Source organism: Lysinibacillus sp. BF-4, from assembly GCF_000743635.1.
GTDB classification, from domain to species: domain Bacteria; phylum Bacillota; class Bacilli; order Bacillales_A; family Planococcaceae; genus Metalysinibacillus; species Metalysinibacillus saudimassiliensis.
Map to the genome: position 1 here is coordinate 26,717 of NZ_JPUW01000008.1, position 13,484 is coordinate 40,200.

The following is a 13,484-nucleotide window of genomic DNA, read 5'->3' on the forward strand; positions in this document are numbered from 1 at the left end:
CCCCTTTGTACATTTGTTTTAGTATACACAAAAAAACGTTCACTTAGGAGCACCTAAGCAAACGTTTATTTCGCCAATTTGATATGAGAGAAGGGATAAATCGTAGCAAAGGATTTACCAAACACAATATCTGCGTCAATAAAGCCAAAGTGACGACTGTCCTGACTTTTTATGCGGTTGTCGCCCATCACAAAAAACTTACCCTCAGGTACAGTAATTGGCGCAAAATCTTCCGTCGTACGTAAATATATATTTTTGTCTGCTCGCTTCACATACGGTTCTTCTTGTGCCTGACCGTTAAGGTATAATACATCGTCCTTCATTTCGATAACATCGCCTGGTAAGCCAATCAAACGCTTAATATAAAGCTCACCGTCATGATAGGGTGACTCAAATACCACATGTTGTGAATGACCTAATGCAGAAATACGGTCAACTAAAACTACGTCTTTATCCTCGTACGTAGGCTCCATTGACATGCCCTTAACGTTGATGGGTGTCAGCACAAACTGCTTTACTAAAATAACAATAAGCGCTGTTATCACAACCGTTTTAAGCACACTAAAAAATGGATTTTTTTCGGGAATGGGTTGATCCAAGTGCAACAGCCTCCATACATTGTACTGTGTATGTATTGTAGCACCCAAGACCTAGCTGTTTCAACTGATTACAATTGCGCAATTGGCAAACGGCGCAATATATGCCCTTGCCAACTAAAGAAAACAGCCGTTACACCAATAAATAATACCGCTACACCCAATAATGCAACAAAGTTGATTAACAGCCCACCTGTCGGCTCAATCGCAAACCATAGCAACTTCGTAAATAACGCACCTAGCAATAGCCCTGCCCCAACCCCATATATCATAAAGGCGAGTGCCTGCAACACAATAAACTGCTGCAAACCCTTTGGTGTCAGCCCTAACAAACGCTGAATTTTATAGTCCCCACGCTTGGCATACATCGCATGCCAAAGCGTTTGCAATACGCCAAGTAGCGTCGCAACAATTAACACGACAAGCGTACCAATCACAAGCACATAGCGCTGTTTGCCAAGCATATCCTCTTGTGCCATGCGCTCCGTTTTCGAGCTAAAATGAAGGGCAGGCAAATCGAGCTTTTGCTCAATCGTCGCAAGTTGCGTAGCAGGCGCATCCACATACAGTTTAGCTAAAGGCAACTTTGTAAAAGCATCGCTCGTTGCCCAGCTATAATAAATAGCCACATGTGGCGTTTGCTCTGCTGTAATGGCTGTAATAGGTAAGGTTAACGAATGGTCTTCATACACACCTTCCTGAAAAACACGCTCCCCTTGCCAAATGGTTGGCTCAATCTCAAGGCGATCCGTTATGGTTAACGTATCACCGACAGCTAAGCTCATTTTTTTAGCGTAGGCATCCGTAATAACAATCCCCTCTTGCACCTGTGTAGTGGCTTGCATACCTGTATACACCTCGCCTACAAGGTGGTCAGTAATTACACTTTCTGCATAGCTCTCACGTACGCCATCCACCTCATTAATGGCCGCAAGCATAGCCGCCACATCATCACCTTGCTTATCAGCTAAATCATACGTAGCAATCAGCTCCGTAGGGTACTGACTTTGCAAAAAGGCTTTGCCATTTTCAGTTGCTGTTTTCATAGTTGTTGTACTGAAAGACAAAATTACCATTAGCCCAACGAGGGTCAAAATAATTGGTGTATTGCGACGCACTTGCGGAATGAGCTGTTGCAATGCCAAGTAGCTCTCCTTATGACGCACAGTAGGTAACAGCTTTCGCATCATCCACGAAAAGCCATAAGGCAGTAAGTAAAGTAGTACACCTGTACATAGCCCAGTACCCACTACGCTAACTAATGGTTTATTTTCGCGTAATCCGACTACGAGTAATAATGCTGCGAGCACTACTAATGCGCTAAGCACAATACTCTTTCGTGCTGACCATTTAAGAGGCTTAACTGTGTTAGCCTGTTGCAATTGAAATGGTAATACACGGCTACTTTTTCGGACTTGCCACATAGCAAATAGCTGTAACACACTAAAACAAACGAGTGCCGCAACAAGCACAGCACGCCATGGTATTGTGGGTGCTACAGGTGGTAGGTCAAGCGATTGGCTAAGTAATGGTACACCTTGCTGCATCATTACAACCCCTGCTACTGTACCAATAAATACGCCCATCGCAATAATGGTTGTCACTTGCACAAAAACAATTTTACCTACCTGACGCTGTGTACCACCAATCGCACGTAACACGGTTAATTGCTGATTAAGCTTCGTAAATAACAATTGGAAGTTAGCCAGTAGCAGTGTGCCAACAATAAGTAAAATAAAGGCTGTCAGTACGCCGCTAAACAAACGTAGTGATGTGACATTGCGTTGCACAAACTCACTATCATTTTGTAAATCCACACGCAGTGCTTTGTCTAGCTGACCAATTGCCGTGCCTACTGTCGTAGCATACGTAGCTTGATCGGCTGTTGCGACAAGCGCAAACTTCCCTTCAGCATCATTTGGTGCTTGTAATGTAGAAAGTACCATGTCACGCGGTGCAAGCACCATAGACGTGGGCACATGTATTATTTCAATAATACGCATAGATTTACCTGCTACAGTAAGGGTATCACCGAGTGACTTGCCCGTTGTTTGCAGTAGCATTTCACTGACAATCACCTCATCAGCCGCCATATCAGCCGCAAAATGGTAGCGGCTCTTAGTGAGCGCATCATTGCCAACCCCAATAACAGGCGGCGAAAACTGCTCCACTTGTGCGGTAAAATTAAGCGCAACAGGTGCGACAGCTGTCACCCCATCAAGGTTACGCACTTGTTGCAACTGTGCCGTAGTAAGAAGACTTGCATCCTCCATCTCATAACCGAACTCAATATGGCTGTCACCATACTGCTCATAAGTATCCGCCTCTAGTTTTAGCTGTGCGCTACTCGTATAACTTAGCATGGCCACTATTAAAGATACGGCAATCGCTACAGTTACAATCGTCATTAGCACATGCGACAGCCCTGCGCGAAAGAGTTTAAGCGAAATCGTACGCAATGTGTACATTACAGCTCACCTCGCGCAATTTGCTGAAACGTTGCTAAAATATGCGTTAAATCAGCTTCTGTTTTTGCATTTGTATACTCCGCTACAATTTGCCCATCGTGAAAAAACAGCACGCGGTCTGCAAACGTAGCTACATACGCATCATGCGTAACGACTACCATCGTTTGCCTATGCGCTTGCTGTAGGTGTACAAGCAAGTCAAGAATTGTGTTTGTCGTATTAAAATCTAAAGCACCTGTTGGTTCGTCTGCTAATACGATTTTAGGACGACCAATCAATGCCCTTGCAATAGCCACACGCTGTTGCTGCCCGCCTGACAGCTCACTTGGGTAATGCGCGCGCCACTCCGTCATGCCAACCTCGCGAAGCACCTCATCTACTCGCGGTGCAATATATGCGCTTTTTTTTTCCCGTAAAATTAACGGCATTGCCACATTATCTGCTACCGTGAGATCCTCTAATAACTGAAAGGATTGAAAAACAAAGCCAATCGTATCTCGACGAAACTCCGTCGCTTGTGGCTCTTGGTAAACTGCCGTCTGTATACCGTCCACAAATAGTTGCCCCTTAGTAGGTGCATCAATCGCACTTAACATATTTAACAACGTACTTTTGCCTGAGCCACTCGTGCCCATCACTGCAACCATTTCGCCCTCATAAAGCGTAAAATCAATATTTTTTAATGCCTTTATCTCATGCGTGTTATGCTGAAAAGTTTTACTAAGCCCTTCAACACGTAACACTTCTACTAAACGCTCGCGCGGTACGGGTATTTCATTCATCATCTGCTTGAGCGAATTCATAATATGCCTCCCCTTTTAGCTGCTTGCGTAATGTACGCAGGCCTCGTCTAATCTGCGTTTTCACAGTGCCTAGTGGTTGCTCGGTAATGTCGGCAATTTGGGCAATGGTGTAATCGCTGTAGTAGCGCAGTAAGAGCGCCGTTTTATACGTATCATTTAAGGTTTGGAGTGCCTGCCATAAGTCTAAATTTTCGGCGATGGGCACGGTATCTGCCTCTAATAAATAGAGCGTTTCAGGCGAAACAGCTTGCTCGCGGTCGCGCTTTTTAATATAGGTTAAGCTTTTGTTAATCGCAATTCGCACAAGCCACGTGCTAAAGTACGCAGGCTCGGTTAGCTTATGAAGGTTTTCGTAGGCGCTCATTACCGTTTGCTGGTAAACATCAACCGCATCATCTTCTTTACGAACATAAGCAAAAATCATACGATACACTTTGTCTTGCTCGTCTGCAATTAGCGACGAAAATGCCTCCGCATCCCCCGCCTGTGCTTGCTTTACACGCTCCATCTCATTCACCTCTACTCATTAGACTCACGACACAGGTAAAACGATTCACACAAATTAAAAAACACGAAAAATTATTCGTGTTTTTGAAAACGCTCGCCTGTATTGCTGTAAATCAAGGCAAACATAATAGCGAGCAACATGATTGCTATACTGCTATAGGTTAACCACGCCTTATCAAATGCCATGAGCACTAGGCAAATGCCAATAATAAGCATCAGTTTGCCCATAAATTTAGTGAGTCTAGCCTTATCATACTTCGCTTGCTGCTCTTTACTCAGCGTGTTAAAGCCCGCAATCAAAAATGCGCCTTTGCCTTGCAACATAAAAAAAGCGAGCGCAAAAAATAATAATGCGATACTAACCTCTACCAGTTTATTCACCCCTTTCAATAGTAAGACGACACGTTTTACGTTAGAATATAGCGCGAGGTGATTTTTTTATGAAAAATTATATTTTTGACTTTGACGGGACGTTAGGCGACTCAAAAAACTGTAGCGTACTTGCTACACAGTCAGCCTACCAAGCGCTCGATTTAGTGGTGCCAAGCGACGACCAAATCGCGCATTATATGGGCATCCCGATTGAGGTTTCGTTTAGGGAAATGGCGAGTGAACCGCTTGATGAGGCAACGTTTACTGAGCTATTAGCTACGTTCCGTACACATTATAAAAAGCTAGAACAAGGCACGCTTGCGTTATTTCCACATGTGTTAGAGGTGTTAAACGAGTTGTATGTCGCAGGTAAACCGCTATTTGTAGTGTCGAGTAAAAGCACACTTGTGTTACTACGCAACCTTGAAGCGCTCCATATTTCGCACTTCTTTACAGCTGTAACAGGCGCAGATGATGTGAGTCACTACAAGCCGCATCCTGAAGGCATTTTACAACTTGTTGACCGCTTCAACCTCGATAAAAACGATACGATGATGATTGGTGATGCTACGTTTGACATCCAAATGGCACATGCAGCAGGCGTTGCCTCATGTGGCGTAAGTTGGGGTAGCCATGGCACAGACAAATTAGCTGCCGAAAAACCGACCTATTTAATTCATGATATGAGGGAATTACTAGCGATTTAAACAAAGGCGCGAGCGCTATGCTCGTGCCTTGTTATTTTATGCCAGTGCTTTTTTAATGTCGTCTTCAAAACTCAGCGGTTTGTCCTTCGAGCCGTAGCGTGCGATAATTTCGCCGTCACGTCCGACTAAAAACTTCGTAAAGTTCCATTTAATACTGCTACCTAAAAAGCCTTTCGTATGCTCCGTTAAATACTGAAACAACGGGTGTGCCTCACTGCCATTAACCTTCACAAGCTCATGCATAGGGAACGTCACACCGTAATCTAATCGACATGCGGCTGCCGCTTCACTACCCGTCGCAAGCTCTTGTTTAAACTGATCTGATGGGAAGCTGAGCACTACAAAACCTTGCGCCTCGTATTTTTTATATAATGCCTCAAGCTCCTCAAACTGCGGCGTAAAGCCACATTTGGTTGCGGTATTAACAATGAGTAGCACCTTGCCCTCATACTCCGCCATACTGTACGCTGTGCCGTCCTCTTGCGTTACATCAATTGTATAAATACTCATGCTATCGCCTCCTGTATACTATGTACCCGTTACCCTTCTACCGAAAACGCCGAGCGGTACCAACCAAGCGTCATGGCCATGCATAGTAAGCCCGTCATTAATACAAAGGCGTTACCTGTCGCATTCATTGACATACTTATCGCAACAAGCGCAAATGACGACAACATATGAATGCCAAATAATAGCGACAGCACAAGCTTAGCTACTAACCAGTCGCGCTGATAACCGTATAATAATACACCATTAATCGCCACCGTACTTAAAATCGTATACAACACATTATCACGCGGAATATCGACCACATCAATCAACGTCGATGATTGCACCGCAAGCATCACCGCACAAAAACTTACTACCGCGAGTAGCCCGTCACGTACGCCTTCCTTCACTTTGTGCACCTCCTTTTTCGCCTGTTGTTTTCTTTTATACTACCACACAAAAAGCGTAGGCGGCTGCCTACGCTTGTTCATCACACTGTAAAATTTCTTCGTGGACACACCATCCGCGTCCTCCCACACTACTGCACCACGCAACGCCCCAATGTCCGCTAAACGCATTGGCTTACCTTCCACTAAATAAGGCGCGCCTGTCACTGCACCAAGCACGGGGTAACTATTGCCTGCATTTGTTGTATGGTCAAGCTCGCCAACGCGCATATGCACAAGGTACGACACATCCCTCGGCTCACCTTCACCTGTAAAATGCAGTGTGCCATTACCAGTTGTTAGTTTTTGCTCATGTAGCGTAACTTCATGGTTGAGGAGTTGCCAATGATCGCTCGTACAGGTATACATCGCTGTACCCTCGCTATAATCGCCGACATGGCAACCCGTAAGCACAAAAATAACTAGAACAAGCCACCGCTTCAAGCCGCCTTCCTCCTTCCACCTACAAAGAATGATAAGACAAGTGCCAGTAACGCAAATAAAAAGGCGCCACTAAATACCGTGCCTACACCATTCGCAATCGTCGTTTGGATAAAGCCAACCTCACTCGTTGTAAAGCCTGCTTCCTTAAAGCCACCATTTAACTGCACATCGCCCTTACCAAGCGTTAGTAATACAACCGTAATCAAGTTAAACAACATACCATAAACTGCCGCTGCCATTGCCTGACTAAATGTATTAGTAAAAGAGTTTAAGCCAATCGAAATACCAAGCTGCTTAGGATCTGCCACCTTTTGAATGGAAATCATCAACATTGGCATAATTAAGCCCATACCCATCCCGACAATTGACGAGCCTACATAAACCGCCATATCGCCTGAATCCGCTGTTAAACGCGCGAGTAAAAATGTGCCAATCACTAAAAATACCGTACCTACTTGAATAATGCGCTGACTCGTTAAACGCCCCAGCAAATTACCTGCCATAATGGAGTTAACCGTCCACAGTACCGACAACGGCGCAAGCATTAACCCAGCCTGCGTCGCATTTTTGCCAAGCACACTTTGCGCAAAAATCGGCACATAGGCTGTAATACCAATCACAATGGCCATACTGCTCAGCGTAATGCCATTAATAATCATTAAGCGCCCATTTTTAAATAAGCCAAGCGGGATAATTGGTTCTTCTGCACGCAATTCCACCACTACAAAAATCGCTAAAATCACAAGCGCCAGAGCTGCGGTAGCTAAGGTTTGCGGCGACGTCCACGCTTGCGTTTTACTATTGTCAATAATGACATAAAGTAGCGCAATCATGCCGACCGAAAAAAGTAGCGCGCCCGCATAATCAATTTTGCGCTTCACTACTGTAATTTGTTCTTCATAATGTTTGGCAATCAAATAAATTGAGCCTAAACCAAACGGCACATTAATAAAGAAAATATAATGCCACGAAATCACGTCAACAATAAAGCCACCAATTAGCGGCCCAAGCACACCTGCAACGCCCCACACCATGCTAAGGTAACCTTGCCCTTTTGCACGTTGCTTCTCGTCAGGAAATAACTCGCCCACAATCGTTAGCGTAATCGGCAAAATCGAGCCTGCCCCAATCCCTTGGATGGCACGGAACACAATTAACTGCTCCATGGATTGCGCGAGCCCACAAAGTGCCGAGCCCACAATAAAAATACTAATACCTATAATAATCATGCGCTTACGACCAAAAATATCCGCAAGCTTACCAAAAATAATCGCCGCAATCGCCGACGTCAGTAAATACGCTGAGTAAATCCAGCTAATGAGCGCAACGCCCGATAAATCCGCTGTAATACTCGGTATTGCCGTCGCAATAATCGTACCTTCGATTGCTGCAAGCGCGGTTGCAAGTAACACCGCAATAAAAACTTTATTCATACCTTCACCTCTTCAATCATTCACACTACCAACACTTTACCCAATTAGAAAGCTTTTTTTGCATGCATCGGGCAAATTATGTAGAAGAAGCGACGTTTTACCCCACAAAAAGGTTGTAACTTTTTGTTTATAAAGTTTTTATAAAGATGGGCAAAAGGGGGTGGGCGCTTGCTAAACTGCGAGAAAGAAAAGAGGTTGATGTATGCGAATTAAAATGCTTGATGTTGTGCGAGGATTAGCGATTATTGGTACGCTCGGCACAAATATATGGGTTTTTGGTGGGATGGGCTTTAGTGACGAGCCCTCAAAGTTAGATGATTGGATTAGTGCGGTCACCAACTTTTTAACAAATGGTAAATTTTTAGGGTTACTGACGATTTTATTTGGGGTGGGTATGCAGCTCAAATACCAAAGTTATATGAGGCGTGAATTGCCATGGAAGCGTATGTATTTATGGTCCATGTTGCTGTTATTGCTCGATGGTTACATTCATTTTGTGTTGGTGTTTGAGTTTGATGTGTTAATGAGTTATGCCGTATCAGGCATGATTGTAGCACTGGTCATTACGCGCAGTGAGCGTTTTATGGCAATCGTGATGGCTGTTGCTGGTATTATCCACTTAGTATCACAAGTCAAATACAGCCTGCCCTTTATGGGGATGGAGCGTTTTAGCGAAGAAGATATGCCGCTTGACGAGCGCTATTTTGATGAAGAATTTATGGCAATGGGCGCAACATGGCTTGAGCAAGTGCAGTACCGCTTCCTCAACTTTTGGGACTTACGCGGCGAAGCCATTATGATTTTGCCAATGAACGTCTTTTTATTTTTACTTGGCGTATTTTTAGTACGTAAGGGTGTTTTTCAATCTAAAAAACTCCAAAATCGTTTATTGATTTTTGGTTTAGGTGTCGGCATCCCGCTTAACCTTGCCCCTAACTTCATTGACAGCCTAAGCGGTTATGATCGCTACGTTTTTGCACCTGTGCTGTCACTTGGTTATATTGGTATTATTTTTATGCTAGACCGCTACGAAATTTTCCCGCGCTTGCAAAAATATATGGGCAATATCGGTAAAATGGCACTTAGCTGTTATGTAATGCAAAATGTTGTAGCTTCGATTATTTTTTACGAATGGGGCTTTAATTTAGCCGCGCACACAAATAGCGTCATTACGCTTGCGATGTGGGGTATAATTACAGTATTCATGGCAGTATTTTCTACCCTATGGCTTAAATTTTTCGGACAAGGTCCGTTTGAGTCTACTTGGCGTAAATTATCACTCGCTCCGTTTAAAGGGAGGTTATAACACTTGCAAATCAAACCTATGCTTGCCTTTTTTGTAACAACCATCGCACTTTATGCGATTGGCACAGCCATTGACTCTAAATTTTTTGGGCTGCGCCTTGATTTTGATAGTGCGGGCAGTTTCTTTGCCGAAATTAGCTTTCTTCCTATTATAATAGGTGCACTTGCCGCACTGATTGTTCATAAAAAAAGTAGCCCTTAGCGGCTACTTTTTTTATTTTTAGTGGACAACGTGCATCCTCATACACCCAATCTGCGTTATAACGTTGTTGACGTACTATAAGTAAGCACATATCCTTCGCATAAACTGTGACATCGGTTACATCAATAATGAGTAATGCCCCTGTCTTCTTTTAGCGCATTTCGCTTCAATCACGCACAAGCGGAAAACCAACGCTTCTTTGCGTGATCTCCAGCGCATTTCGGGTTAGACCAGTTGTTTCGACTTTACTTTTATCCAGTCTCAAGCGCCAACGCTTTGTGTGATTGTCGTCACGCAACAGAAAACAAAAAGCGTTTTCGTTTTGTGCCGTCAATCCCCTTCAGCGTTAAACGGGCGCTTTCGACTTTACTTTTATCTAGTCTCAATCAACTTAACCCTCGTGTCGCTTCAATCACGCACAAGCGGAAAACCAACGCTTCTTTGTGTGATCTCCAGCGCATTTCGGGTTAGACCAGTTGTTTCGACTTTACTTTTATCCAGTCTCAAGCGCCAACGCTTTGTGTGATTGTCGTCACGCAACAGAAAACAAAATGCGTTTTCGTTTTGTGCCGGCAATCCCCTTCAGCGTTAAACGAGCGCTTTCGACTTTAAGTTTACAAATTTCTCCATGCGGTCTAGGCCTTCTTTTAGGACGTCCATGCTGTAGGCATACGAGATGCGCATATAGCCTTCGCCGTACTTGGTAAAGGCGCTGCCTGGCACTACGGCTACACCCGCTTCGTCTAGCATCTCAAAAGCAAATTGCTCCGAGCTCGTAAAACCTCCTGGGATTTTAGGGAAAATGTAAAACGCACCATTTGGTTTAATGACCTCAAGCCCCATATCCACAAGGCGGTCATACACATAATCACGGCGCTCAATATAAGCGGCATTCATCATATGACTATCATTACGCCCGTGGCGCAGCGCCTCAATTGCCGCATACTGGCTAATCGTTGTGGCACAAACCACATTAAACATGTGTACCTTTTGAAACTCTAGCGTTAACCAAGCAGGGGCTAATAAAAAGCCAACGCGCCAGCCCGTCATTGAGTGCGATTTAGACAAACCATGCACAACAATCGTGCGGTCACGCATTGTACCGTAAGCCGCCATTGACGCGTGTGTGCCGCCAAAAACATTTTCCGAGTAAATTTCGTCTGTAATCACAAAGAAGTCTTGTGTTTCGGCCCATGCCGCAAGTTCTGCAATTTCTTCAGGCGAATAGGTTACACCAGTAGGGTTAGATGGGTAGTTAAATAATACCGCCTTCGTTTTATCCGTTACTGCCGCCGCTAAAGCCTCGACAGTTGCTTTAAAGCCCGTTTTACTCGTATCCACAAATACAGGTACACCACCCGCTAATTGGATTAACGGCTCGTACGCCACATAAATCGGTGCAGGTAAAATAACCTCATCCCCTGGCGCTAAAATCGTACGAAATGTTACATCAATCGCTTCACTTGCGCCCGTTGTAATTAAAATTTCGTTGCTTGGGTTATAGTGCACGTTGTATTTTTCGCGGAAAAACGCCGCTACTTCTTCGCGTAGCTCTGGTAAACCAGGGTTTGACGTATACGCCGTATGATTGTTGTTAATCGCTGCGATACCTGCCGCTTTAATATGTTCAGGTGTGTCAAAGTCAGGCTGACCAATCGTTAAATTAATCGCACCTGGTGTTTGGAGTGTGCGGTTAAAAATCTTGCGAATGCCTGAAGGTTCTTGTTGCTCAATAAGTGGGTTAATTGTTCTTGCCATAATAAAGGACTCCTTACGTAAAATAAATTTCTACCTAGTGTATCACACCTATCCATTAATTTTCAGACTTTTATAAAAATTAAGCAATAAATGTTGCGTTACAACTTTTTATTGCATATCTCCGTCTAATTTGCAGTTAACGAAAGGGCTTGTTTGTCATGACAACTAGTGAAAAAATAAAAAAATTAGAACACTATATTTTAACACATCAGGGCGCACATTATCGCCTTGCTTTTAGCTATGTAAAAAATGAGCAAAATGCACTCGATATCGTACAGGATGCTATCGTTAAGGCGTTAAAATCGATTGATCGCCTACAAGAAATTGACTATTTGCACACATGGTTTTATCGCATCTTAATGAACACAGCCATTGATTTTATACGCAAGCACAAAAAAATAACGCTGGTTGAGGATTTTCCACTCGAACCAGACGAGCCCATTAATGCCGACCTACACCTTGATTTATTTCAAGCGCTCGAAACTTTAACGATTGAACAAAAAACATTAATTGTTTTACGCTTTTTTGAGGATATGAAAATCCAAGACATCGCGCGGGTGTTGGATGAAAATATTAATACGGTCAAGGCACGACTTTACACCACATTAAAAAAACTACGCATTCAATTGGAGGAATACGATGACGAACTTAGATGAACTCAAGAAACAATACAAAGCCATCCCCGTCCCTGACGAATTGCAGGCAACCGTCCTTGAAACCCTACGACCGCGACGTAAAAAATGGGGACGCTACCTTGGTCTTTCAGCAGTAGCTGCTGCAAGCATTTTTGTCGGCTCCTTTACCATGAGCCCGTCTCTTGCGGAGTCGCTCGCTAAAGTACCACTTGTCTCTAATGTGGTACAAGTATTTTCGGTCACAGATATCCAGCGCGAGGACGACACCATCGAAGTTGCGATGAACCGTGCCGTCATCGAAGACTTTGAACATAAAGACTTCGAAAACGTGCTTAATAAAAAATATAAAGCCGAAAACACGGCTCTGTTTGAAGAAGTATCGCCAACTATTGAAGAAGGTGGACATTTTAGCTTACAGCGTGACGTTAGCGTCATTACCGACTCACCTAACGTAATTGCCATTCAGCGCATGACAACGATTACGCAAGCCTCTGCCGCACAGTCCGTAGAGATTGATAATGTAGACCCTGCTAACGAATGGATTATTACCTTACCAAGTCTTTTTAAAGATGAGAGTTATGTACAAGTTATCTCTGATTATATTGCAACACAAATTGCACAGGCCAATGAAAGTGCCATGTTCTTTAATGACACAAACGCCTTCGAAAAAATCGATCCGCACCAAACATTTGCGATTACAGATGATGGCAAGCTCGTTGTTTATTTTGACGAGTACGAAATTGCCGCAGGTGCTGCAGGCATTGTAAAATTCATTATCCCAACCGAGGTATTACAACCTATTTTAGCCAGTGATTATTATATCCATTAAAAAAAGTTGAGACGGAAATTTCCGCCTCAACTCTTTTTAGTTTACTGCAAAAGGTGTAACATTGCGCTCAATGATTTGTGCGCCTTTAATGCTTGCAAATGGCCCATCTGCATCAATAAAAACTTGCGTCGCTAATACCGCATTCATCGCCTGCTTTACATCCTCGTCCGTTAGCGTAGGCTTTGGGTCATTGACACTTAGGCTAGCTGTTTTATTTGCTACTGTGACAAATTGTAGCTGTAGTGTTTTCATTTAATCGCCTCCTTAGTTAGTAATTGCTTCGGTTGTTACTTTAGTAATGTTGTGAACGGGGTGAGCACTTAAACCTGCTACCGTTTGAGCGGCTGTTAATAAATCTGTAGCTGTTGCCGCCGCATTAATTTTCGTGTAACTTGCAGTCTTCACGATTTGCTTGTCCGCCGCGTCCATCCCATGATCGTACGCAATACGTAGCGCCATGCCTAAGACATATGTTTTTGCCATTTGTATC

The 13,484-nt window shown here is 43.8% G+C and carries 17 protein-coding genes; 5 read left to right on the plus strand and 12 right to left on the minus strand.

From position 1 onward, the window contains the following. Window positions 1-65: 65 nt before the first annotated feature. The 5 genes from lepB to CH76_RS04790 all read right to left on the minus strand — a co-directional run bounded on the left by lepB (window position 66) and on the right by CH76_RS04790 (window position 4,755). Window positions 66-599, minus strand: coding sequence for a signal peptidase I (lepB, locus tag CH76_RS04770; RefSeq protein ID WP_235190348.1), 534 nt, complete (start codon window positions 597-599; stop codon window positions 66-68). A gap of 68 nt (window positions 600-667) precedes the next feature. Continuing rightward, complete coding sequence (locus CH76_RS04775; protein ID WP_036143695.1) at window positions 668-3,064, minus strand: FtsX-like permease family protein; 2,397 nt, start codon at window positions 3,062-3,064, stop codon at window positions 668-670. Continuing rightward, window positions 3,064-3,867: an ABC transporter ATP-binding protein gene (locus CH76_RS04780; RefSeq protein WP_235190349.1), complete on the minus strand. Its 804-nt coding sequence runs from the start codon at window positions 3,865-3,867 to the stop codon at window positions 3,064-3,066. The genes CH76_RS04775 and CH76_RS04780 overlap by 1 nt, the downstream gene beginning before the upstream one ends. Next, entirely contained in the window at window positions 3,839-4,375 is a 537-nt protein-coding gene (locus CH76_RS04785) for a sigma-70 family RNA polymerase sigma factor (protein WP_051910241.1), read from the minus strand. Before CH76_RS04785 ends, CH76_RS04780 begins: the two co-directional genes overlap by 29 nt. A 71-nt stretch (window positions 4,376-4,446) precedes the next feature. Beyond that, window positions 4,447-4,755 carry a DUF3784 domain-containing protein gene (locus CH76_RS04790; protein ID WP_152553287.1) on the minus strand — a complete coding sequence of 103 codons (309 nt, stop codon included), beginning with the start codon at window positions 4,753-4,755 and terminating at the stop codon, window positions 4,447-4,449. 59 nt (window positions 4,756-4,814) lie between these two features. On the opposite strand from CH76_RS04790, the gene CH76_RS04795 reads away from it, so the two are divergent. Then, window positions 4,815-5,453 carry an HAD family hydrolase gene (locus CH76_RS04795; protein WP_036143699.1) on the plus strand — a complete coding sequence of 213 codons (639 nt, stop codon included), beginning with the start codon at window positions 4,815-4,817 and terminating at the stop codon, window positions 5,451-5,453. Window positions 5,454-5,489: 36 nt separating this feature from the next. On the opposite strand, the gene CH76_RS04800 is transcribed toward CH76_RS04795, so the two are convergent. The 4 genes from CH76_RS04800 to CH76_RS04815 are packed head-to-tail and all read right to left on the minus strand — an operon-like array spanning window position 5,490 to window position 8,265. After that, window positions 5,490-5,963: a glutathione peroxidase gene (locus CH76_RS04800; protein ID WP_036143701.1), complete on the minus strand. Its 474-nt coding sequence runs from the start codon at window positions 5,961-5,963 to the stop codon at window positions 5,490-5,492. 29 nt (window positions 5,964-5,992) lie between these two features. Then, a complete protein-coding gene (locus CH76_RS04805) occupies window positions 5,993-6,352 on the minus strand; it encodes a hypothetical protein (protein ID WP_036143703.1) in 360 nt (119 codons plus the stop codon). Window positions 6,353-6,391: 39 nt separating this feature from the next. Further along, complete coding sequence (locus CH76_RS04810; RefSeq protein WP_036143705.1) at window positions 6,392-6,832, minus strand: hypothetical protein; 441 nt, start codon at window positions 6,830-6,832, stop codon at window positions 6,392-6,394. Continuing rightward, window positions 6,829-8,265, minus strand: a complete 1,437-nt coding sequence (locus CH76_RS04815; RefSeq protein ID WP_036143707.1) for an MFS transporter — start codon at window positions 8,263-8,265, stop codon at window positions 6,829-6,831. Before CH76_RS04815 ends, CH76_RS04810 begins: the two co-directional genes overlap by 4 nt. Before the next feature lie 202 nt (window positions 8,266-8,467). Between CH76_RS04815 and CH76_RS04820 the strand changes: the two genes are divergently transcribed. Next, complete coding sequence (locus CH76_RS04820; RefSeq protein ID WP_036143710.1) at window positions 8,468-9,571, plus strand: DUF418 domain-containing protein; 1,104 nt, start codon at window positions 8,468-8,470, stop codon at window positions 9,569-9,571. Window positions 9,572-9,574: 3 nt separating this feature from the next. Further along, complete coding sequence (locus CH76_RS04825; RefSeq protein ID WP_036143712.1) at window positions 9,575-9,772, plus strand: hypothetical protein; 198 nt, start codon at window positions 9,575-9,577, stop codon at window positions 9,770-9,772. A 588-nt stretch (window positions 9,773-10,360) separates the two neighbouring features. Here CH76_RS04825 and CH76_RS04830 read toward each other — a convergent pair. After that, the gene (locus tag CH76_RS04830; RefSeq protein WP_036143714.1) at window positions 10,361-11,530 is read right to left on the minus strand and encodes an aminotransferase class I/II-fold pyridoxal phosphate-dependent enzyme; all 1,170 of its coding nucleotides are present in this window, start codon (window positions 11,528-11,530) and stop codon (window positions 10,361-10,363) included. 158 nt (window positions 11,531-11,688) lie between these two features. On the opposite strand from CH76_RS04830, the gene CH76_RS04835 reads away from it, so the two are divergent. Together CH76_RS04835 and CH76_RS04840 are read left to right on the plus strand one after the other, a co-directional pair. Continuing rightward, on the plus strand, window positions 11,689-12,186 hold the full coding sequence (locus CH76_RS04835; RefSeq protein ID WP_036143716.1) for an RNA polymerase sigma factor: 498 nt from the start codon (window positions 11,689-11,691) through the stop codon (window positions 12,184-12,186). After that, window positions 12,170-12,994 (plus strand): RsiV family protein, encoded by an 825-nt coding sequence (locus CH76_RS04840; RefSeq protein ID WP_036143718.1) that lies wholly within the window; start codon window positions 12,170-12,172, stop codon window positions 12,992-12,994. The genes CH76_RS04835 and CH76_RS04840 overlap by 17 nt, the downstream gene beginning before the upstream one ends. Window positions 12,995-13,030: 36 nt before the next feature. Here CH76_RS04840 and CH76_RS04845 read toward each other — a convergent pair whose 3' ends face one another. Further along, entirely contained in the window at window positions 13,031-13,246 is a 216-nt protein-coding gene (locus CH76_RS04845) for a DUF2922 domain-containing protein (RefSeq protein ID WP_036143720.1), read from the minus strand. Between the two features lie 12 nt (window positions 13,247-13,258). Continuing rightward, window positions 13,259-13,477 carry a DUF1659 domain-containing protein gene (locus CH76_RS04850; RefSeq protein ID WP_036143722.1) on the minus strand — a complete coding sequence of 73 codons (219 nt, stop codon included), beginning with the start codon at window positions 13,475-13,477 and terminating at the stop codon, window positions 13,259-13,261. Between the last annotated feature and the right edge of the window lie 7 nt (window positions 13,478-13,484).